Genomic DNA, 21,130 nt, shown 5'->3' with positions numbered 1-21,130 from the left:
CTTAGCTTAATTTTTTATGAATCGCCTCTACCATCGCCTCAATAAATAATGGGTGTGTATTTGGCATTGCTGGACGATAGTATTTTGCACCAAGTTCATCACAAACAACTTTACATTCAAAATCGTTGTCATACAACACTTCTAAATGCTCTGTTACAAAACCTACTGGTGTATAAACAAATGAACGGAAGCCTTTTTCTTCAAATAGCTCACGTGTTAAGTCTTGAACATCTGGACCAATCCAAGGCTCTGGTGTTTGGCCTGCTGATTGCCAGCCAACCTCTACATTTTTTAAACCTGTCGCAGCTTGAATAAGACGAGCTGTTTCAATAAGTTGATCTTCATATGGATCACCTAAGTTTTTAATTTTTTCAGGCAATGAATGTGCTGACACAATTAGACAAGCTGTTTCACGTTCTTCTTCTGACATTGCATTGAATGTCTCATTCACTTGTTGTTTCCAGTACTCAATGAATTTCGGCTCGTCATACCAAGATTCCACAGAAGTAATCTTTAAGCGACCTCCTGCTGCCTCTTCAGCACGACCATTATAAGACTTAATAGAGAAAGTAGAGAAATGAGGAGCTAAAACAATAGAAACCGCTTCTTTTATGCCCTCAGCTACCATTTGCTCAACTGCATCTTCTATAAATGGATGAATATGTTTTAAACCAATAAACAATTTATATTCTACAGCATCCTGTACTTCGTTCAAACGTGCACATAATGCTTCAGCTTGTGCTTCTGTTGCCGCAGCTAATGGAGATAAACCACCGATTGCTTCATAGCGGCTACGTAAATCTTCTAAATGCTCTGCAGAAGGTTTACGTCCATGACGAATATGCGTATAGTAAGGTTCAATATCTTCTTCTTTATAAGGTGTTCCGTATGCCATTACTAGTAAGCCTTTAACTTCTTTCATTACCCTTTTCACCTCTAAAATTGTTTTATGTTTTCATACATTATGTGATAAAAAGAAGCTGCCCAATCTTGATTATTGGACAGCTCCTTTTCTACATTGAAATTAAAATTTCCTATGTAGAAAAGGACATATTATTCACGCTTGATTGACTTCCATTAAGAACGAGCTTGAATTTGTTGAGCACTATATTCATGAATAAGTGTTGTAAGACGTTTTAAGACATCTGGGTCAACCTCTGGGAAAACACCATGACCAAGATTAAAGATATGACCTGGCATTTCTAGACCTTGATCAATAATATCTTTTGTTCGTTTTTCAATAACTGACCAATCTGCAAGTAATAGGGATGGATCTAAGTTTCCTTGTACAGGCTTGGTAATACCATTGGCACGTGCATCTTTAATCGGTAAACGCCAATCTAAGCCCACAACATCTATCGGTAAATCATTCCATTCCTTTGCTAAATGGCTAGCACCCACTCCAAATTGAATTAATGGTACATTTTCTTTTTGCAACTCTGCAAAAATACGAGTCATAATCGGTTTAATAAATACACGGTAATCCTCTACATTTAAGGCTCCAACCCATGAGTCGAACACTTGGATAGCTTTTGCACCAGCTTTAATTTGAGCCGTTACATCTGCAATAATCATGTCAGCAAGTTTATCCATTAAAGCAAACCAAGCTTGAGGTTCTGATACCATAAATGACTTTGTTTTATTATAGTTTCTTGAAGGACCACCTTCAATCATGTAACTTGCAAGTGTAAATGGTGCTCCAGCAAAGCCGATTAAAGGCACATTCAATTGCTCTTCTGCAAGTAACTTGATTGTCTCTAAAACAAATGGTGTATGCTCTTTGGCATTGAATTCACCTAATTTTTCTACATCTGCTACTGACCGAATAGGATTAGAAATAACAGGACCAACACCTGCCTTAATTTTCACATCTATCCCGATTCCAGGGAGAGGTGTGACAATATCTTTATATAAAATTGCAGCATCCACATTGTAATTCTCTACAGGTAGACGAGTGACATACGCACATAGCTCTGGTTGATGTGTAATTTCCTCTAAGGAATACTTTTCTTTAATTGCACGGTATTCTGGCTGAGAACGTCCTGCCTGACGCATATACCAAACAGGTGTATGTGCGGTCCTTTCTCCACGTGCAGCACGTAGAAGTGTATCATTAAAAGTTGTCATGAATAGTTCCTTCCCCTCGTTAAATTCTTACTATAAAAAATCGCTTGTTTATTCCTTTATTATTGATATCCGTTTCCAATAGTAAACGCTTCCTCTGTTATTGTATAGTTTTCCTAGTGAAATGTCATAAAATTGTTCTTTCTCGACATATTCTTTTTGAACGGAGCGTTAGACTTACACCAGAAAGGGTATAATCACGCTATATTAGTAAGATTCATAAGGAGGATAAATTCATGTATATTTATTTAACTTCTGGTACTGGTGATTTTTTGGAGCAGGTAAAAAATAAGTATCCTAATGAGCATATGATTTTAATTCATGGGGAAGGAAACTCTGTACTGATACATGAAACCGAAGGAAAAACAGTATTTGCGACACCCCGTAAATTTGAAGTGCTGGATGCAGTAAATGATTTAGAGGAACGTGGTTTCTTTGTTTTCAATAATATTCCTGTAACAGATGAAGGACGGCCAGTTTTCGAGCACCGCTTTTTAGAACGATCACGCGCTATTGAAAATGAGCCTGGCTTTGTTGCATTTCGTTTATTACGTCCAATCAAGAGTGAGACTTATATTGTCATGACTCAATGGAATGGACCACATTCATTTGAAGCTTGGAAAAGCTCGAAAGCATTTGAATCAGCTCATGCTAAAACAGATGACTCAACTGCCGTACGCCAGCAAAATATCTTTTCAGCAGCTTCTTATGTCACAACTTACAATGCAATACCAAAAGAAGATATTGAGTAGCTAATATAAAAGCTCATTTTCCGAATGTTTGCATTGGAAAATGAGCTTTTCAATTTGTCAGCTATAGCCTCTTCATTTGGACATTTTGGCTGTTAATTCACTAATCACCAAAACTATAATAACGGCTATATAAAACATCGGCTGTGTAATGGCGCACAAACCTACAATAATGGCTTGAGTAATCATTGCTAAACGCACAATTTGCTTCACAGCTAGTTGACGAGCATGCTCTGGTAACGGATAGAGCATGTCCATTCGAAATTCGCCACTGGATAGCAAAGCTTGTTTTAACTGAATTGTTGTGGCAAAGCTTAGTGCACCCGCTACAATCCATGTAACGACAGGAATGTCTACAAAAGCTGCAATGATTGCTGAAATGGCCGTAAGACGAAGCCATAAATAGAAATGGTCATCTGTCCGGACAAAGGTACGAAACACCAAATACTTTTGAGCATTCCCCTTACCATACGGTACAAATCGATAAAGCCAGTCCATCCAGCTTCGACGTCGAATGCTACCGTGTAAATGAGGTACGTCTGTAAAATAATTGGCAAAACGATAGAAGCTCATCATACGATTTTGTTCAAGCTTGACAAAATGCTCATACGGCACAGGTTCGCCAGCTGATTTTTTACTAAAGACAATAATATATATAACACTAATAACTGTAGCTACTACAGCTAATAGCAACTGTGCATGGAGCGCCATATAAATAGCAGCCACAAAAATGACAGCTCGAATAAACCTGTCCACCCAAACCATTTGCCCTCGTTCACTATAACGATAGCTGAATTCTCCTCGAACACTTAGATATTTCAATACAATGGTAAGTAAAAAGATCGTCCATATTTCCACCGTGGATAATTCCGTCACGGCTTTTAATAATGGAATACTAACAATATAGACAATCGCTACAATCCACACCTGAGACCAAAACGTCCAAGCCAGCGCCTTGCTGAAGTACAGAGACATTTTTGATTCTAAAGGTAATAAGTATACTTGATCTGGCTCTCTCAACAATGTAGTTGGACGGCTAAAGGCCAATATCGCCCCAATGATAACAGCTATCACGATTTCTGCTGGAAAGTCTTTTTGAACAACTTTCAGCCATTCGCTATATTGATAGCCCCCTGCTCCTATTAGAAATACAAGTACAATGACTATATGCCCTGTAAATATAAATTGCATATATTTTTGTACTTCTCCTATATAATGCATGAAGCGAGAGGACCATACATCACGCAAGTTCTTCATGGTCCCGCTCCTTTGTCATAGCAATATAAAGGTCATCTAATGTCGCATACGGCATAGCAAATGATTGACGTAAATCAGCCATTGTTCCTTGTGCTCGTACTCTTCCTTCATGCAATAAAATAATGCGATCACAATGCTTCTCAGCTGTCGATAGAATATGTGTAGACATTAATATAGAAGCACCTTCTTTTTTCTTTTCATCCATTTGGTCTAATAACGATTGAATACCTAGTGGATCCAATCCCACAAAAGGCTCATCAATAATATATAGACTTGGATTCACTAAAAAGGCACACATAATCATGACTTTTTGACGCATTCCCTTCGAAAAATGTGAAGGAAACCAATTTAATCTCTTCTCCATTCGAAACTCTTTTAACAGCACCTCAGAACGAGCAGCCAGGGTAGCTTTGTCAATACCGTAAGCCATTGCAGTTAATTCTAAATGCTCTCTTAATGTTAGCTCATCGTATAATACAGGGGTTTCAGGAATATAGGAAAAGGCTGTACGATACTTGTCCGTATCTTCCTTTAATGTTACACCATTTAGACGTATGTCCCCTTCCTTTGGCAACATTGTTCCTATAATATGTTTAATCGTTGTACTTTTACCCGCTCCATTTAAGCCGATTAAGCCAACTAATTCACCTTTTCCAATCGTAAAAGATAGATCTTTAATAACAGGTTTTCTTGTATAACCACCTGTCACATGCTGTACCTCTAATACTGACATATTCTCACTCCTCTTCTTGTATTATATTTTATCAAAAATTAGCAAATGATACAGGTTTGAGTATGATAGAATGTACTTACATATACGTTAAGGGGGAAATTCTTATGAGCGATTGCCTATTTTGCAAAATTATTGATGGTTCCATTCCAAGTACAAAAATTTATGAAGACGATCATGTCTATGCATTCACAGACATTTCACCTGTTGCAAAAGGCCATACACTATTAATTCCAAAGCATCACTGCAAAGATTTATTTGAAATGCCAGAGGAAGTGGCTCGTAATCTATATGCTGTGGCACCAAAAATTGCAAATGCAATTAAAGCAGCATTTCAGCCGATTGGTTTGAATACCATTAATAACAACGGTGCTGCAGCTGGACAAACTGTTTTCCACTACCACTTACATTTTATTCCGCGTTACGATGAAAAAGAAGGGCTAGGCTTAATTTGGCAAACACAAAAGTACTCACCAGAGCAGTTGTCAGAAGTAGCAGAAAGTATTAAAGCCAATCTATAAGCCATTTGTAATATATTAACATCTGAATGTTCAGAATGCTGTATTGCAAATTTTTAAAATTTAGCGTACAATCACAAATAAGTTTCGCTAGCGGTCAAGAGGACACGTTAGGAGACAAATAGATTAGCATAGTCGAGGAGAGATTCAAATGAATACAAAGAATTTAGTATTAATGGCACTGTTAGTAGGTGTCGGTGCTGCACTTTATGTGGTTACACCAGGAATGGTGAATGGGATGAAGCCTGATTTTATGTTAACCATGATGTTTATTGGTATTCTATTATTCCCAACAGTGAAAGAAACGTTCCTACTTTCTCTTTCAACAGGGGTGCTTTCAGGTTTATTTACAACATTCCCAGCAGGTCTAGTTCCAAATATTATTGATAAAGCTGTTACTGGTTTTGTATTTTTAGCTGCTTTAATCATTCTCAAAAAACTGGCAGGTCATTTCGCCGTATCTGCTGTCTTAGTTGGCTTGGGAACAATTCTTTCAGGAACTGTCTTCTTAGCAGTAGCGCTTTTTGTGTTTAATGCAAATGTTGGCGCGACGTTTGCGATGCTATTTATTGGCGTTGTCCTTCCAGCTGTCGTATTTAACGTTGTTGCGTTTGCCATTATTTATCCAATTGTTTCAAAATTAGTGAAGCGCTCTAAATTCAATACAGCTATTTCTCAAATTTCATAAATAAACACTTTAAATAATCAAAAGAAACTAAACTGTGACGGTCAAATCACTCGTTTAGTTTCTTTTTTCTTTTTGTATTTATGCATTTCATGGTTTAATAGTAAATAAACATGACTAGAAATGAGGTATCTAATATGAAAGCAAAACCATTTTTACTTGGACTAACGACAGGAATTATCGGTGGGACAATCGCTGTACTTTTCTCCACGCCACAATCTGGGCAACAGCTACGTGCTTCTGTTAAACAAAATGTTGACCAAACAAAGGGTATGCTCCTTGATGTAAAACAACAAGTAGGAACTGTTAAACAATCTGTTAACACATTAACAAATGAAGTAAAAAATAATATCCCACAAATAATAAATGATTTAAAGCAAACAATTACGACTTTTACTGAAGAAATCGAACCAACGAAAAATAATTTACAACAAGAATTAGATGCTTTACAGAATTCGATAAGCGAAATCGAGAAAAACATTGCACAAATTACAGAAAATAAGAAAAAACCTCAAGAAAAAGTTAGCTACTAAAGTCCTTATCGATAGTTAGATAATCTGTATTTTTATCAAAAACTATTGCTATAATATTATTTTTTAACCACTTTTCAATTTTTTAATTTTTCTAACTTTAAACTTTTTTTCTTTACTGCTATAATATTTTTAAAAATGTGAAAGAAAGCAGTAGGTGATGGCTTTGTCAGAGGAATTATATACACAAAAAGAAGCGATGCTTTATAGTCAAAGAATCGCACAGTTATCAAAAGCGCTGTGGAAAGCGGTTGAAAAGGATTGGCAACAATGGATTAAACCTTATGATTTAAATATTAATGAACACCATATTTTATGGATTTCATACCATTTAAAAGGTGCTTCCATTTCTGATGTTGCGAAATTTGGCGTTATGCATGTTTCTACAGCATTTAATTTCTCCAAAAAATTAGAAGAGCGTGGCTTTCTTAAGTTTTCCAAGCGTGATGACGATAAACGTAATACGTATGTTGAACTTACAGAAGCTGGCACAGAGCTCATTATAGAGATGAATAAAAACTACCATAATACGTATCATTCCGTACTGGAAGGATCATTAGCATTAAAAGATTTATATGGCCGTTTCCCTGATTTTTTAGATGTAATGGCTGTTATTCGTAATATCTATGGTGAAGATTTCATCGATATTTTCGAACGCTCTTTCCAACATTTCCGTGATTCCTTTGACACACTAGAAGAACGCACACCTGTAAAAGGATAAGACGAAGCTTCAAACTGCACATAATTTTTCCTGCAATTATTTATAAGTTGAACAAAAATGAGTTATACTGTTCATTCAGGAATGAGTCATGTGAAAGGAGGTATTTCAGAAATATTTCTGAAGTGCCTCCTTTTTCTTGCATTCTAACATAATTCAATTTACATTAAATAGGACACTTCCTATTTCGGAGTTGATAAAAAACCATGCATTGCTGGAAAATTTTAAATTTAGAACATCATTACGGTACTACGCGTATTATTATAATGGGTGTCATTACTTTTTTAGTGGTCTTTTCTGTTTCGTATGTAACGTTTAATTTATTCAATGAAGAGCATTATACAGATCGACTATTCTGGCTCTTTGTAATAGCTGTGCTGACACTTTATCCCATTCATAAATTTTTGCACTTTGTGGCTCTATTTGATTTACGCCAGCATTTAAAATTACGCGTACGTAGTCAGTTTTATATAATTCCTGTATTACACATGCGAATTCGAGAGCCTTTATCTAAAAATCGATACATCTTAGCATTACTTACGCCTTTTATCGTTCTAAATACTAGTATTATAGTTGGAACATGGCTTTTACCAGCCTATACCCATTATGGGACATTGCTGTTAGCCTATCACTGTAGTCTATGTCTGATTGATATCCTTTACGTGAAATATCTATTGAATTCACCTAAAAATTCGCAAATAGAAGAAACACCTAAAGGCTATGAAATTTTAGTTCCACCGACCGTTCACTAAATTGCTTGTACTTGTTTTTTATTGACGTTCTTTGTTATGCTATTACTATTGAAAGAGGGGAGGAATAGACTTGCTATTAATGATTGTAGTTCTATTCTCGGTATTCTATTTATTTCAAATTAATCGCATGACCTATGCTCTATGCATGCGACGTGAAATTCCCGAAGAAAACCAACCAAAAATATTCCGAACTATAAATATACTTATTACTATCCTACTTGTCTCATTCTACATTGAAATTTTATATGCAGTATAGCAGAAAAATCCATTACGCCTCGGCGTAATGGAATCTAATTTTTTCTGGCTTTTTTTGAAAAGCTCCTTTCAAAAACATGGGACATCCGCGCCCGTCCGCACGCTCGAAGATAAGTCGAGCCCCCCATGCAACAACTTTTACTAATCAATTAAATTGTTTAGAATCTAAGGCATGCGGCGCGAATGCCTACATTGTCAAGAAAAGCTAAGAGTTAAAGCTCTTAGCTTTTCGCTGTTTTATTAATTAGTATAGGAACGCTGCACCAACGATAATTAATAAAATAAATAACACAACTAATAAAGCAAAGCCTGAGCCGTAGCCACCGCCACCGTATCCTCCGTTGCCCATAACTTCACCCCCTTTCTTTTCTATATCCTATGCGCTTCAAAATTTGAAATATAGGCAATACTCAAGGGGGAACCATTTTGTTTTTAAAACGTTTATGTTATAGTAAAAAATGGACGAAACCATGTTAGGAGAGAATATCCACTATGAAAAAGACAGTTTTATCTTTAACTCTAGCTGCATCTGTATTAGCGCTTGGTGCTTGTAGCGGCGGAGACAGCAAAGCAATCGTTACTTCTAAAGTGGGCGATATTTCAGTAGCTGATTTTAATGAAAAGGCAAAAGCTTTAACAGGCTCATATGTAATGCAGCAAATGGTGACTGAAAAAGTTTTAGCTGACAAATATGAAGTAACAGATAAAGAAATCAAAGAAGCTTATGACACTACTGCATCACAATTTGGTGATGGCTTTTCACAAGCGCTTGCTGAAAGTGGCTTAACTGAACAGGGCTTTAAAGATTCTTTACGTGTTCAACTTCTTCAAGAAAAAGCTTTAAAAGATCAAGCAATTAAAGAAGAAGATGTGAAAAAATACTACGAGCAAATGAAAACAGAACTAAATGGTCGTCATATTTTAGTAGCAGATGAAAAAACAGCAAAAGAAGTGATTGCAAAAATTAAGGGTGGCGCTAAGTTTGAGGACGTTGCAAAAGAGTACTCAACAGATACTGGTTCTGCTCAAAAAGGTGGAGAGCTTGGATGGTTCTCTGTAGGTTCAATGGTAGACGAGTTTAACGATGCTGCTTATGCTCTTGAATTAAATACATTAAGTGAACCAGTAAAATCTAGCTTTGGTTACCACGTAATTGAAATTACGGACAAGCGTGATGTAAAAGGCGTAGGTTCATTTAAAGACGAAGAAGAAAACATTCGTTCAACTATGTTAAGTAAACTGAACCAAACTGGCGAAGCTCAAACGATTCTTAAAGATATTGTTGCAAAGATGGCTAAAGATGCAGATGTAAAAACATCTGATAAAGATTTAAAAGAATCACTTAAATTCTTTACAACAACAAGTGAAGAACAAGCAAAAGCAGCTGAAGAAGCAGCTAAAAAGGCTGAAGAAAATGCGCCAAAAGAGGATTCCGAAGATAAAGCAAAAGATACTGACAAGGAATCTAAATAACTTAGAGACGAGTCTATACAAAAAAGAAGCACCTGATATATCAGATGCTTCTTTTTCTTCTCTATTTTACTTTAAATTGGCTAATTTCAGTTTGTAGGTCGTTTGACATTGTTTGAAGAACATTTGCAGCACTTGCTATTTCCTCATTAGAGGCACTTTGCTGCTCAATTGATAAAGCAATATGCTGTATGCCTGAAGATGTGCCATTCGCTATGCCAACGACTTCTTTTACAGCCTCATCTGTTTGACTTGTTTTCTCATTGACACGCAAGACAATATCCTTTACTTCCTTTGTACGATGACTTATCTGTTGCAAATCTACGACTATATTTTTAAAGGTATCGCCTGTCTGTTCAACAGATTCACGCCCTTCCTCCACAAACTGCGTCCCACTATTAATAGCATAAACAGCACTGGAGGTTTGGTTTAAAATATCATCCACCAATGTTCGAATATTATCTGCAGCTTTTCCAGATTCCTCTGCTAGCTTTCTTACTTCATCTGCCACTACTGCAAAGCCTTTTCCAGCCTCTCCTGCACGAGCTGCTTCAATAGATGCATTCAATGCAAGCAGGTTTGTTTGATCTGTAATACTTGTAATCAGCGCTACAATCGTACTAATTTCCTTTGATTTTTCACCTAAAGCATTCACAACTTCGGTTGATTGATGAACAGATTCATTAATGGTATTCATTTTCTCAATCGTTTGCTCAATTAACTGTAATCCTAAATCAGCCTTTTGGTTCGTTTCATTCGCTATTGAGGCCACTGCCTGTACAGCAGAAGATGCATGATCCATATCTTTAGTGATTAAATGTGCCGATTCAGATAATAAATCCATTTGCCTTAATTGTCCTTCTGCACTGGAGGCAATTTCCCCAATGGCACTTGAAATAGTTTCAACTGTTTGACTGCTTTGCTCGGTAATCGTTGTAAATTCCTTTGTAAAGGCTGATACATCTGTCGATGCTTTATTCGTCTTTTCAATGACCGTGCCAATTTGCTCTAACATATGATTAAATTCAGTCGATAATTGACCAATTTCATCTTTCAATCGATCATCAATGCGAACAGTTAAATCGCCATCAGCAGCCAGTGTCATAGCATTTAACACACGCTTTACACGCCTTAAGACGATATACCTTGTACATAACGAAATAATTACTGTGCCGATAAATAACGAAATAAATGTATTGATGACAACCCCTGCACTACCATTTAAATGCACTACTTTCTCGAATTGACGACTAACAAATTCTGAAATATGGGAGCTAATAAACAAGCTTATGCCAATTGCTAATATCATTTTGAAAATTAAACTTTTCCAAAACTTAATTTTCCGTGAAAAAAGTCCCTCTGTATCCATTACTTTTCCCCATTCCTATAATTTCTCTCTCTATTCTAAAATAAATATTCACATTGGTACAATAGTTAGGCACTACAAATAAATATATGAATACTTAGACTCAGAGAAATTAATAACGAATAGCTAGACAGCAATGTTAGTTTATGGGCTGATTTATACTGCTTTTTAAATAGTAGGCTTGTAGAATGAACGATTATCAAGAGGGAAGAGTCTCTCTGTAAATTCACCCGGTGTCGTTTTTCCTAATGCTCTTGTTAACATATTCATCTTTGCATCAATGTTATCAATATAATGCAAGATTTCTGCTTCCTGAATCATCGGTTTTTTCGGGCTACCCCATTCTTCTTTCCCATGGTGAGACAATACCATATGCTGTAACAGCATGACTTCCTCACCTTCAATTTCAAGCTCACTAGCAATCTTAGCAATTTCATTCACCATAATCGTAATATGGCCTAATAAATTGCCCTCTACTGTATACATTGTGGCAACTGGTCCTGATAACTCTACAACCTTGCCTACATCATGTAAAATAATTCCCGCATATAATAAGTCACGATTTAGTGTTGGATATAGATCAGCAATGGCTTTACCTAGTTTAAGCATAGAGACCATATGATCTAATAAACCTGACGCGTAGTCATGATGATTTTTTGTCGCTGCTGGAAAAACTAAAATGGCCTCTTGGTGTTTTTTTATAGCCGCTCTAGTAATTCGTGAGATATTTGGGTTTTTAATATCAAAGAAAAATTGGGTTAACTCTTCATATAGTTGTTCTTTCGGTGTTGCAGAGGACGGCACTAAATCATGAATAGCGATTCCTTCCTCTGGCTTTGCAACACGAATAGATTTGATACGCAATTGATTCTTTCCTCTATAGTCATGAATCTCTCCGCCAACACGTACAATGGCTTCCGCATGGTACATCTTTTCATGATCCTCATTCGTGTCCCATAGCTTTGCCTCTATATCCCCACTTTTATCTTGTAATAATAGCGACATAAATGGCTTTCCAACGGTTGTAACACCTTTTGTCGCTTGTTTTATTAATAAAAATTGATCAACTGCTTCTCCAACTTGGAGCGTCGTAATCCCTTTCATGTTGACGCCACTCCCCTTTCATTTGCTAATGCTCCTATATCGACAATCTGATCTCTCTGCCAATATTTGAGCATTGTATCATGGCAAGTAAAATATAAAATTTGACGTTCATATCCTACTTCTTTCATTAATTGTACCATTTTGTCTGTGCGGTTTCGATCAAAATGGACAAAAGGATCGTCCATAATCATGGGAAATGGAGCTGCGCTCACTAGGGTTTTTGCTAGAGCCATTCGCAATGCAATATAAGCTTGCTCTTTGGTAGCCTGCGACAACTCCACCATTTGATAACGTATTCCTGCAGCATCCTGTGCTACAAAATAACCTTCCTCATGAATCGAAAGTTTGTCATAGTTTCCTTCTGTTAGTAAACGGAATATGGCATTTACCTCTGCAAGGACATGAGGTAATTTTTCTTCGCGAAGACGGAATAAAGTTTCATGAATAGCTGTTGCCACAGCTTTTTTAGTTGCCCATTGCTCTATTAACTGCTGCAATTCTGTTTTCTCCTGCTCAAACTGTTGAAGCAATTGACCATACTTTTCATCATTTAATAGCTGTTCTTTTTCCATTAGCAAAGCAGCACGTTGTTCAAGACATTGGTCAATTTCTAATTGCAATGACTGCTGCTCTTGTTGTAAAGCAAATATGCCCTCGTTAACAGTGCCCTCCATCAGATTTTCCTTCTGTTGAAGATCGAGTGAAGATAATTGAGCCTGAACAGTTTGCAATTCTGTCTCAATTTTTCTTCTCTGTTCAAATTGCTCATGCATTTCATAATAAGCCTGTTCATTTTGGATTTTCGCTTCACTGAATAGCTCGTACATTTCAGCTGTATAACGATCCATTCTTGATTGTCCACCTTCTATTTTTATTTGGATGTTGGCTAGCTGATCTTTTGCATGCTGTGCTTGCTGCTGATGCTGTTGTGCTTCAAGGTAGGCTGTTCGTAAATGCATATAAATTTCCTGTTCATCATAGGCTCCATCTAAAACCCGTTGAAGCTGCTCATAAATGTTGCTCTTTTCTACCTGTGTTTCTTGCAATAGACTTGAGGTACTGTTTCGTTTAGCTGCTAATTCTTGTACACCACGAATACGCATAAATAATTCGGGCATTAGCGTTCTAGCTATCGTTCCTTGTAAGCGATAACGCTTTAAAAAATGCTGGAGTGTCTGAGTGGCTTCTTCACTCTCTACCTCCGCTTGTTGAATTTTATATTCAAGAGAAGTGTATTGCTGCTCTTTTTCTTTCTGCTGTTCATTGATGTGTAACCAACGATCTTCATATCTTTGCTTCTTTAAAAGAACTGCTTGTACTGTCAATTCCTCCTGCTCTAACTCCCGTAGGAGGAAATTGTGCTCTTTATTAGTAGGTTCATCTGCTTGCTTAACATATCGAATAAACAAAAAAGTTAGCAATGATAAAACTGTTCCAATTAGGATTACAACTATGTTTTTTTCAAATACGCCATAAGCAAACGACATGAAACCAATCAGTAATACAAGCCAGATAAAATAATGAGGCTGCTTCTGCTTACTGCGTTGCGATTTGGCAGCACGTAATTGCTCAAGCCTCCGCTTTTGTTGTGGCCACTGTGCTAAAATATGTTCTTCCTCGCTTGTTAATGACTCAAGCATTAGCTGCTGCTTCTGTTTGGCTATTGCATCTAACTCTTGGTGTACTTGATCGAGTGAACGTAGATAAAATTTTAGCTCCTCCTCGGCCTCCTCTAATTTACTTATTTGAAGCTGAAATTGTTGCTCCTGTTGGAGTGAAACTGTTTCGTTCAGAAGATTTTCTTGTGCCTCTTTGTCTGTTACACCTAGTAAACGAAACTGTGCTTCAATTTCTTGTTCGAGTAAAAAGAGATCATCCTGTAAATTTTGCTCCTTCACCATTAGCTGATGCCACGTTGCCTCTTTTTGCATAAGGTAAGCCATTTCATTAACCTTTTGCTCATCCACTGCTGCTATTAGTTTCTCCTGCAATGTTTGATGCTGCTCCTTTAATTGCATCAGTTGTTGACTTTCATGTAACAGACGATCCTTTATTTGTTCATAACGTCTAATACCCTCTGATGGAAACTGAACATGCTGATAATTGGTCATTGTTTGTTGCAAAGTCTGTTGCTGCTTGAGAAGAGGAAGCGCTTGCTTTTGAATAGTTAATTGCTGCCACTGTTGCTGTTGCTGTTTTTGCGTACCATATAGTTGTTCTAACTTTTGCTCGAGTAACTGTAATTGCTGTAATTTATCCTCAAAGGTTTGTATTTTTCCCTGTTCCTGTTTAATCGTCCGCTCCAGCTGCTTTAATTGCTCGATCTTTTGATTAATCAATGGCACTTTACCTGTCTTTTTAAACAACTCACTAGCCTCTTTATCCATTTTCTTTTCAAGGGTGGATAAATGCTGAATACCTGTTGTACCTGAGGCAAGTAGCAAATGAGTTAGCTCCTCTTCAGACATTTTTTCAATACCTTGTAGCTCATGCAGTGAAAAAGAAAAAATGGCTTCAAAGGATGCCCTAGAATAACCATATAAAAGCTTTCCTAACAGCTCCTCATGCCCCGTTGTACCATCCTCAAGATAGACAGTAACATCACCAACAGCTTTTCCTTTCACACGTTCAATTGTGCATTGACCATAAATTGGATGCAAAAGTGTCAGCTGACCCCCATATTTTGTCGAAATTTTCGGCTCATATTTGCGCTGTGTCTGCTGCCTTGTAGGGAAGCCAAAAAGCATTTGTAGTATAAACTGTTGAATCGTCGTTTTTCCTGCTTCATTTAAACCATAAAAAATAGTGACACCATCATTTAACGAAATGGAGATATTTTCATGCTTACCAAAGCCATAAATTTGGATTTTTTGAATTGTCAGCATGTAATCACGCCCTTTGAATTTCTTCTGCTAATAATGTCTGTGCACGATGCGTTAAGTTCTCAATATCCTTTTCACTAAGTGGCTCTATTAGCCTTGCCCCACCGGCATATTGGTACAAATCTTTTAAAATATCCTTCCATTCATTACTGTCCCACTGTTCCATTAAGCTCACAACGGATTGGGTAGTTGCGGTATGCTCATAAAATCTCGCGGCCTTTTGCAACACCATTTTTTGTACCCAACACATTGGCTCAATACCTTCCTCAGCCTCTCGAATAGTCTCTAACCATGCATCTACTGTTGCATGCTCAAATAAAGCTTCCGTTTGTTCGTCAATTTGTTGCAAATGAAGCTCTACTACCGATGCGCCAAACTTCTTTCTATTGGCTGTAATCGCTTCTGCACATCTCTTCAGCAATTCATTGGCGTGTACCACATCCGTACAATCCACCTCTATCGTGTTATAAACGACAGCAGAAGTAGAGATAAAATCAAGCTCAGTCGATGTTTTGGATAACGTCACATCATAAAAACCTTTCATTCCTTGTTCTTTACGATGTCGACTTTGAATATTGCCTGGATAAACAATGGGCGGGTTTTGATGTAAAAGCTGTCGTTTATGAATATGGCCAAGCGCCCAATAATGATAGTTCTTTTCAAGTAACTGCTGTTTTGTAAAAGGGGCATACACATCATGTGTCGTATTGCCTGCCTCACTGCCATGTAGCATACCAATATGAAGGGCATGCTGATCATGCGCAGTTGGATAGCTTTCGATAACGGATTCCCTTAAATGACGTTCGGGATAACTAAAACCATATATATTCACTTGCTGACCACGTATTTTTAATTGAACTACACTCGTTTCAGCCGGTAATTCATAGACATTACTTGGTAAAGCAAAGCGTGTCCATGTGCCATTTAAATGATCATGATTTCCGTAGCTCACAATCACAGGGATATTGTGTTGAAAAAGTTTTTCCATTGCATCTTGAAATCTTCGTTGTGCTTGCAAGCTACGATTTTCACCATCATAAATATCCCCAACAATTAGTAAAAAATCAGGTTTTTCCTGAATCGCTTTAACGATAATTTTATCGAACGCTTCAAAAGTGCTTAACCGTATTTTCTTTAAAATGTGTTCGGGTAGACCAAATAAGCCCTTAAATGGACTATCTAAATGTAAATCTGCCATATGGAAAAAACGAATTGCTGACATCCAATCACCTCAAATAGTAGATAATTCTCTCTTTAGTGCAAACCAAAGTAATAATATGCTGATTAACCAATACCGAATATTTGTTCTATTTTATCATAATTCATGTTTGATGAAAAATGCTATTACGGAAAAAACAACATCGCCTCACTTTTTCCACAATTTTCGTAATTTATCAAAAAATCCACTAGTTTTACCGTGAAGTTTATAAATCTTCTATGTATAATAGAAATATATTCAAGTAAAAGGGTGGGGTCTGTATGGAGAATTATCGTTTTACAGCTTTTGAAAAAACAGGAGAAACATTATTTGATGAAACTTGGACTTTTGAAAATGATGAGGCTGCTAAACTAAATGGACAACAACAAATTGAAGAAAAAGGTGTTGCCGATAAAACTCATCGTCTTGTAAACGCTTCAGGTAAATTAATTTTATTCCATGTTTAGTGGCTAATAAAAGGCACGTAGTCAAGTGGTGTTTGCTACGCGCCTTTTATTATTTTTATTTACCTACAAAGACAGGCGTTCTTTTCTCTACAAAAGCATGAATGCCCTCAATATGATCTGATGTTTTACGCATTGTAGACTGTCCCTCAGCCTCTAATGCTAAGATATTTTCTAGCTGTGGCATATTTTGTGCATGCAGAATTTTTTTCGTCGTAATCATGGAAGATATTGGGGATGCAAGCATTTTACCTACCAGCTGATCTGCCATTGCAAATACAGTGCCCTCAGGTGCAATATAATCAATTAATCCTGCATCTAATGCTTCTTTTGCTGTTAATACCTTCCCCTCCCATATCATTTGTTTTGCCTTAACAGTACCTACACGCTCCTTCATGAAGAAATGACCGCCACCATCTGGAATCAGTCCTATTCCAATGAAATTCATAGCAAGCTTACTATTTTCACAGGCTACAATAATATCTGCCCCTAGTGTTAGACTAAATCCTAAACCTGCTGAAGCTCCATGAACTGCTGCAATCACTATCATCGGTAGCTGATAATATGCCTTTACGATACGTGTCAGATAAACCATTGCCTCATCAATATTCAGCGGTTTGCTTTCATCTAGCATTGCTTTTATATCACCACCCGCAGAAAAGACCTTTCCTTCTCCACGAATAACAAGCACCTGAATATCTTTTTCCTGTTGTAGAGCTTCAAAGCATTCTGCTAGTTCACGCATCATAATATCATCCATAGCATTCATCGCCTGCGGACGATTCAACGTTAATGTTGCACGACGTTCTAATTTTTCTAAAGTAATTGTTGAAAATTCCATCTCTATAACCCCCAAATATGAATAGTCATTCACTATATATAATTCGTGTTTTTTTAGAAAACTCCTTCTCTCTAAGCAAAAATGCTCCTTGTTATGCTATATTAAAGGACGAATATTGAGATAAAGGTGGTAACGTATTTTGACACAAAAAGACTATCGTGTATTACTTTATTATAAATATATTACGATTGAAGACCCTGAAGCTTTTGCAGAAGAGCATCTAGCACTGTGTAAAGAGATAGGGCTTCTTGGTCGCATTTTAGTAGGCTACGAAGGTATTAACGGCACTGTATCAGGCACCATTGAGCAAACAGATGCTTACATGAGCCATATGAAGGCTGATGCTCGTTTTAATGATATTATGTGGAAAATTGATGAGGTTGAAGGGCATACCTTTAGAAAAATGCATGTACGTCCTCGTAAGGAAATTGTTCACCTAGGCTTAGAACAGGATATCAATCCGTTAGAAATTACAGGTGATTATTTAACACCTAAAGAATTTATGGAACAGATGCAAGATGACAACACAGTAATCATCGATGCCCGTAATGACTATGAATATGATCTCGGTCATTTCCGAGGTGCTGTACGACCAGATATCGAAAACTTCCGTGACCTACCTGCTTGGATGGAAGCACATAAAGAAGATTTTGCAGATAAAAAGATCTTAACTTATTGTACAGGTGGTATTCGCTGCGAAAAATTCTCAGGTTGGCTAAAACGTGAGGGCTATGGTAAGAGCGTAGGTCAATTGCACGGCGGTATTGCTACATATGCGAAGGATCCTGAAGTAAAAGGTCAATTATGGGATGGTCAAATGTTTGTTTTTGACCGTCGTCGAAGTGTACCGATTAATCAGGTGGAGCATGTCATTGTTGGGAAGGATTATTTCACAGGGGAACCTTCTGAACGATATACAAACTGTGCAAACCCAGCGTGTCATAAGTTAATGCTTTGTGACGAAAAACATGAGGCATTTTACATGCGAAGCTGTTCAGATGATTGTCGCCGTGCCGAACGTAACTTTTTCGTGGAGGAAAACGGTTGGACAAAGGAACAGGTTGAAGAACAAATTGCTAAGATTGCAGAGGTCCAACAATCAAATTGTTAATACTTAGAGAGATAATGCATTAAAGATAGTTTCCCTGTAGTTTGGGCAAGTAAGATTCCAAATCCATTCAATTTAATTCAGGGGATTATTTCATAGTCATTGCCGCTCAAAAAATTAGCATAGTAATCATCAATTCAAAAGAGCATCGTTCATCAAGACGATGCTCTTATTTATACACTTTATTCTTGTCCTAAATAACGTCCTACCTGGCGTCCACTAAATAAACACCCACCAACAAATGTCCCTTCTAAAGCGCGGTAGCCATGGACACCACCACCACCGAAACCACTTACTTCACCAGCAGCATATAACCCAGGAATTGGCTGACCGTCCATACCTAAAACAGCACCATTTAAATTTGTTTGTAAGCCACCTAAAGTTTTCCTTGTTAGAATGTTTAAGCGAACAGCAATTAAAGGCCAATTTTTGGTATCTAAAATTTTATGTGGCTTGGCAACACGCACCCATTTATCGCCAATATAATTTCTTGCTCCATGAATAGCGTTTACTTGCAAATCCTTCGTAAACTTATTGTCCATTTCACGATCTCTTGCCAAGATTTGTTCTTTAATCTTCATGAAATCAAGTAGCTCATTCCCAGCAAGTTTATTCATTCCATCTACAAGTTCCTTTAGATCATGTGCAATCACAAAATCCTCTCCGTGATTTTTAAAAGCTTGGATCGGAGCCGGTGGGCCTGGTAAAATGCGTTTTAGAACATCGCTAATGCTTTTGTTTGTTAAATCTGGGTTTTGCTCTGAGCCAGATAAAGCAAATTCTTTCTCAATAATTTTTTCCGTTAAAATAAACCAGGAATAGTCATAACCAGTTTTTTGAATCGCCTCCAACGTACTGAGCGTATCAAACCCTGGAAAGTTGGGTGCATGAAAACGATTCCCCTCTGCATCAAACCACAGGGAGGAGGGACCAGGCAATATCCGAATCCCATGGTTAGGCCATATCGGATCCCAATTTTTTAACCCCTCTGTGTAATGCCACATACGATCACGATTAACAATGCGTCCCCCAGCGTGTTCCGTAATCTCTAGCATTCTTCCATCAACGTAAGCTGGCACACCACATACCATATTTTTAGGAGGTGTCCCTAATCGAGCAGGCCAATTTTTTCTTACTAAATCAAAATTTGCCCCAATACCTCCACTTGCCACAATCACAGCTTTAGCTTCGTAGGAAAATTCACCGATCCCTAATCTGGAACTTTTTTCACCTCGATTAATAAAGGTTTCAGCAAGCACCGTTCCGCTAATTCCTGTAATCTCCCCTTCTTGCTGGATAAATTCATCCACACGATGTCTTGGCTTGAAGTCAATAAATCCATCTTTTATAGCCTGTTTCACTTTATCTACAAATGGCTTTACAATGCCAGGGCCTGTTCCCCAGACAATGTGAAACCTTGGTACTGAATTGCCGTGTCCTCCTGCTAACGAACCTCCCCGCTCTGCCCATCCAACAACGGGGAAAAACTTTATTCCTTTTGACTTTAACCAGTCGTATTTTTCACCTGCAGCAAAATCGACATAGGCTCTTGCCCATTTATATGTCCAAGAATCCTCATCATCTAAACGATCAAAGCCTGCAGTTCCTTGCCAATCCTGCCATGCAAGCTCCTTACTATCTTTAATCCCAAGCCTTCGTTGCTCTGGAGAATTTACTAAAAATATTCCACCGAACGACCAATATGCCTGTCCCCCGATTGAATTTTCAGGCTCTTGATCTACTAAAAGAACTTTTTTCTTTGCATCGATTAATTCACAAGCTGCGACTAATCCTGCAAGTCCAGCACCGACTATTGCAACATCATACTTCATTCTTACACCCCCAAATCCATATCCTTAACTAACATTCTTCTCTCACAGTCTATTTACCTTCTACTATTCATATTTTTGTCTAAAATGTGACAAACAAAATCGTTCGCTTTCTCGGATCCACACCATCGACAATTAGCATAAAACCTCTATTTTATTCCATTTAATTCCCATATAATTTTTTATTCTAAAACTGCACAGAAACCTGATACTATCGGACTTTTCAAATAGCGTTAGCGCTTTCATTGTACTCCCCAAAAAGACGAACAATACAACAGGATTATATAAATAATATTCGTTTTTAGTTATTTTTCAGACTTTTGAAGTCAGTATTTTTAAAGTTTTTAAGAAATATCGTTGACAAAGGTGAACAATAGGGATTATGATGTTAACAAATTTAATCATAAAAAATATAACGACGGAGACACACTAGTCGCAAGAAAATCCAAAGAGAGCTGATGGTTGGTGCAAATCAGTGATTTCTACGATAATAGTTCCACTCCTGAATAGATAGGCTGAACAACTTAAAAGTATGCTTATCCGTCTCATG

General features: G+C 37.3%; 21 protein-coding genes and 1 other annotated feature (1 of these 22 cut by a window edge). Of the genes, 10 read left to right on the top strand and 11 right to left on the bottom strand.

The window, feature by feature from the left end; all coding sequences use genetic code 11:
- Nucleotide 1: 1 nt before the first annotated feature.
- Both hemH and hemE read right to left on the bottom strand, forming a co-directional pair.
- Nucleotides 2–922: a ferrochelatase gene (hemH, locus tag V1L66_RS04580; protein WP_036075840.1), complete on the bottom strand. Its 921-nt coding sequence runs from the start codon at nt 920–922 to the stop codon at nt 2–4.
- Between the two features lie 155 nt (nt 923–1,077).
- Nucleotides 1,078–2,127 (bottom strand): uroporphyrinogen decarboxylase, encoded by a 1,050-nt coding sequence (gene hemE / locus V1L66_RS04575; protein ID WP_048391738.1) that lies wholly within the window; start codon nt 2,125–2,127, stop codon nt 1,078–1,080.
- Between the two features lie 233 nt (nt 2,128–2,360).
- Here hemE and V1L66_RS04570 point away from each other — a divergent pair, with 233 nt between their 5' ends.
- Nucleotides 2,361–2,876, top strand: a complete 516-nt coding sequence (locus V1L66_RS04570; RefSeq protein ID WP_016994889.1) for an antibiotic biosynthesis monooxygenase — start codon at nt 2,361–2,363, stop codon at nt 2,874–2,876.
- A gap of 72 nt (nt 2,877–2,948) precedes the next feature.
- Here V1L66_RS04570 and V1L66_RS04565 read toward each other — a convergent pair whose 3' ends face one another.
- Together V1L66_RS04565 and V1L66_RS04560 are read right to left on the bottom strand one after the other, a co-directional pair.
- Nucleotides 2,949–4,130: an ABC transporter permease gene (locus V1L66_RS04565; RefSeq protein WP_016994890.1), complete on the bottom strand. Its 1,182-nt coding sequence runs from the start codon at nt 4,128–4,130 to the stop codon at nt 2,949–2,951.
- The gene (locus V1L66_RS04560) at nt 4,114–4,863 is read right to left on the bottom strand and encodes an ABC transporter ATP-binding protein (protein ID WP_333006818.1); all 750 of its coding nucleotides are present in this window, start codon (nt 4,861–4,863) and stop codon (nt 4,114–4,116) included. The genes V1L66_RS04565 and V1L66_RS04560 overlap by 17 nt, the downstream gene beginning before the upstream one ends.
- Before the next feature lie 104 nt (nt 4,864–4,967).
- Here V1L66_RS04560 and V1L66_RS04555 point away from each other — a divergent pair, with 104 nt between their 5' ends.
- From V1L66_RS04555 to V1L66_RS04530, 6 genes are all read left to right on the top strand, one after another.
- Nucleotides 4,968–5,381, top strand: coding sequence for an HIT family protein (locus V1L66_RS04555; protein ID WP_048391747.1), 414 nt, complete (start codon nt 4,968–4,970; stop codon nt 5,379–5,381).
- Between the two features lie 148 nt (nt 5,382–5,529).
- Nucleotides 5,530–6,066, top strand: coding sequence for a tryptophan transporter (locus V1L66_RS04550; protein WP_048391749.1), 537 nt, complete (start codon nt 5,530–5,532; stop codon nt 6,064–6,066).
- Between the two features lie 134 nt (nt 6,067–6,200).
- A complete protein-coding gene (locus V1L66_RS04545) occupies nt 6,201–6,596 on the top strand; it encodes a YtxH domain-containing protein (protein WP_333006821.1) in 396 nt (131 codons plus the stop codon).
- A gap of 157 nt (nt 6,597–6,753) precedes the next feature.
- The gene (locus V1L66_RS04540; RefSeq protein WP_004230760.1) at nt 6,754–7,314 is read left to right on the top strand and encodes an HTH-type transcriptional regulator Hpr; all 561 of its coding nucleotides are present in this window, start codon (nt 6,754–6,756) and stop codon (nt 7,312–7,314) included.
- Nucleotides 7,315–7,517: 203 nt separating this feature from the next.
- The gene (locus V1L66_RS04535) at nt 7,518–8,063 is read left to right on the top strand and encodes a DUF3267 domain-containing protein (RefSeq protein ID WP_036075845.1); all 546 of its coding nucleotides are present in this window, start codon (nt 7,518–7,520) and stop codon (nt 8,061–8,063) included.
- 70 nt (nt 8,064–8,133) lie between these two features.
- A complete protein-coding gene (locus V1L66_RS04530) occupies nt 8,134–8,319 on the top strand; it encodes a hypothetical protein (RefSeq protein WP_008173337.1) in 186 nt (61 codons plus the stop codon).
- Between the two features lie 243 nt (nt 8,320–8,562).
- On the opposite strand, the gene V1L66_RS04525 is transcribed toward V1L66_RS04530, so the two are convergent.
- Nucleotides 8,563–8,667, bottom strand: a complete 105-nt coding sequence (locus tag V1L66_RS04525) for a YjcZ family sporulation protein (RefSeq protein ID WP_004230765.1) — start codon at nt 8,665–8,667, stop codon at nt 8,563–8,565.
- A gap of 143 nt (nt 8,668–8,810) precedes the next feature.
- Between V1L66_RS04525 and V1L66_RS04520 the strand changes: the two genes are divergently transcribed.
- Complete coding sequence (locus tag V1L66_RS04520) at nt 8,811–9,791, top strand: peptidylprolyl isomerase (RefSeq protein ID WP_016992099.1); 981 nt, start codon at nt 8,811–8,813, stop codon at nt 9,789–9,791.
- 61 nt (nt 9,792–9,852) lie between these two features.
- Here V1L66_RS04520 and V1L66_RS04515 read toward each other — a convergent pair whose 3' ends face one another.
- The 4 genes from V1L66_RS04515 to V1L66_RS04500 form a co-directional block, all read right to left on the bottom strand.
- The gene (locus V1L66_RS04515) at nt 9,853–11,157 is read right to left on the bottom strand and encodes a methyl-accepting chemotaxis protein (RefSeq protein WP_036075847.1); all 1,305 of its coding nucleotides are present in this window, start codon (nt 11,155–11,157) and stop codon (nt 9,853–9,855) included.
- Between the two features lie 165 nt (nt 11,158–11,322).
- The gene (gene yhaM, locus V1L66_RS04510) at nt 11,323–12,258 is read right to left on the bottom strand and encodes a 3'-5' exoribonuclease YhaM (protein WP_036075849.1); all 936 of its coding nucleotides are present in this window, start codon (nt 12,256–12,258) and stop codon (nt 11,323–11,325) included.
- Nucleotides 12,255–15,143, bottom strand: coding sequence for an AAA family ATPase (locus V1L66_RS04505; protein WP_333006827.1), 2,889 nt, complete (start codon nt 15,141–15,143; stop codon nt 12,255–12,257). The genes yhaM and V1L66_RS04505 overlap by 4 nt, the downstream gene beginning before the upstream one ends.
- Before the next feature lie 4 nt (nt 15,144–15,147).
- Complete coding sequence (locus V1L66_RS04500) at nt 15,148–16,362, bottom strand: DNA repair exonuclease (RefSeq protein ID WP_333006828.1); 1,215 nt, start codon at nt 16,360–16,362, stop codon at nt 15,148–15,150.
- 257 nt (nt 16,363–16,619) lie between these two features.
- Between V1L66_RS04500 and V1L66_RS04495 the strand changes: the two genes are divergently transcribed.
- Nucleotides 16,620–16,805 (top strand): YhzD family protein, encoded by a 186-nt coding sequence (locus V1L66_RS04495; protein WP_036075853.1) that lies wholly within the window; start codon nt 16,620–16,622, stop codon nt 16,803–16,805.
- Nucleotides 16,806–16,860: 55 nt separating this feature from the next.
- On the opposite strand, the gene V1L66_RS04490 is transcribed toward V1L66_RS04495, so the two are convergent.
- The gene (locus tag V1L66_RS04490) at nt 16,861–17,643 is read right to left on the bottom strand and encodes an enoyl-CoA hydratase (protein WP_016992106.1); all 783 of its coding nucleotides are present in this window, start codon (nt 17,641–17,643) and stop codon (nt 16,861–16,863) included.
- A gap of 139 nt (nt 17,644–17,782) precedes the next feature.
- Here V1L66_RS04490 and V1L66_RS04485 point away from each other — a divergent pair, with 139 nt between their 5' ends.
- Nucleotides 17,783–18,754 (top strand): rhodanese-related sulfurtransferase, encoded by a 972-nt coding sequence (locus V1L66_RS04485; RefSeq protein ID WP_016992107.1) that lies wholly within the window; start codon nt 17,783–17,785, stop codon nt 18,752–18,754.
- A gap of 179 nt (nt 18,755–18,933) precedes the next feature.
- On the opposite strand, the gene V1L66_RS04480 is transcribed toward V1L66_RS04485, so the two are convergent.
- Nucleotides 18,934–20,583: an FAD-binding dehydrogenase gene (locus V1L66_RS04480; protein ID WP_333006891.1), complete on the bottom strand. Its 1,650-nt coding sequence runs from the start codon at nt 20,581–20,583 to the stop codon at nt 18,934–18,936.
- Nucleotides 20,584–20,986: 403 nt separating this feature from the next.
- Nucleotides 20,987–21,130, top strand: a binding site (T-box leader); it runs 98 nt beyond the window's last position.

It is taken from the genome of Lysinibacillus sp. IITD104 (genome assembly GCF_036698265.2).
Classification (GTDB): Bacteria; Bacillota; Bacilli; order Bacillales_A; family Planococcaceae; genus Lysinibacillus; species Lysinibacillus boronitolerans.
Note: the sequence above shows the minus strand (reverse complement) of the source record. Positions and strands in the feature narration are given on the sequence as shown.

Bases quoted from the DNA above. Each gene is read 5' to 3' on its own strand.
- hemH (WP_036075840.1), bottom strand. From the start codon at position 922: ATGAAAGAAGTTAAAGGCTTACTAGTAATGGCATACGGAACACCTTAT.
- hemE (WP_048391738.1), bottom strand. From the start codon at position 2,127: ATGACAACTTTTAATGATACACTTCTACGTGCTGCACGTGGAGAAAGG.
- V1L66_RS04570 (WP_016994889.1), top strand. From the start codon at position 2,361: ATGTATATTTATTTAACTTCTGGTACTGGTGATTTTTTGGAGCAGGTA.
- V1L66_RS04565 (WP_016994890.1), bottom strand. From the start codon at position 4,130: ATGAAGAACTTGCGTGATGTATGGTCCTCTCGCTTCATGCATTATATA.
- V1L66_RS04560 (WP_333006818.1), bottom strand. From the start codon at position 4,863: ATGTCAGTATTAGAGGTACAGCATGTGACAGGTGGTTATACAAGAAAA.
- V1L66_RS04555 (WP_048391747.1), top strand. From the start codon at position 4,968: ATGAGCGATTGCCTATTTTGCAAAATTATTGATGGTTCCATTCCAAGT.
- V1L66_RS04550 (WP_048391749.1), top strand. From the start codon at position 5,530: ATGAATACAAAGAATTTAGTATTAATGGCACTGTTAGTAGGTGTCGGT.
- V1L66_RS04545 (WP_333006821.1), top strand. From the start codon at position 6,201: ATGAAAGCAAAACCATTTTTACTTGGACTAACGACAGGAATTATCGGT.
- V1L66_RS04540 (WP_004230760.1), top strand. From the start codon at position 6,754: ATGGCTTTGTCAGAGGAATTATATACACAAAAAGAAGCGATGCTTTAT.
- V1L66_RS04535 (WP_036075845.1), top strand. From the start codon at position 7,518: ATGCATTGCTGGAAAATTTTAAATTTAGAACATCATTACGGTACTACG.
- V1L66_RS04525 (WP_004230765.1), bottom strand. From the start codon at position 8,667: ATGGGCAACGGAGGATACGGTGGCGGTGGCTACGGCTCAGGCTTTGCT.
- V1L66_RS04520 (WP_016992099.1), top strand. From the start codon at position 8,811: ATGAAAAAGACAGTTTTATCTTTAACTCTAGCTGCATCTGTATTAGCG.
- V1L66_RS04515 (WP_036075847.1), bottom strand. From the start codon at position 11,157: ATGGATACAGAGGGACTTTTTTCACGGAAAATTAAGTTTTGGAAAAGT.
- yhaM (WP_036075849.1), bottom strand. From the start codon at position 12,258: ATGAAAGGGATTACGACGCTCCAAGTTGGAGAAGCAGTTGATCAATTT.
- V1L66_RS04505 (WP_333006827.1), bottom strand. From the start codon at position 15,143: ATGCTGACAATTCAAAAAATCCAAATTTATGGCTTTGGTAAGCATGAA.
- V1L66_RS04500 (WP_333006828.1), bottom strand. From the start codon at position 16,362: ATGTCAGCAATTCGTTTTTTCCATATGGCAGATTTACATTTAGATAGT.
- V1L66_RS04495 (WP_036075853.1), top strand. From the start codon at position 16,620: ATGGAGAATTATCGTTTTACAGCTTTTGAAAAAACAGGAGAAACATTA.
- V1L66_RS04490 (WP_016992106.1), bottom strand. From the start codon at position 17,643: ATGGAATTTTCAACAATTACTTTAGAAAAATTAGAACGTCGTGCAACA.
- V1L66_RS04480 (WP_333006891.1), bottom strand. From the start codon at position 20,583: ATGAAGTATGATGTTGCAATAGTCGGTGCTGGACTTGCAGGATTAGTC.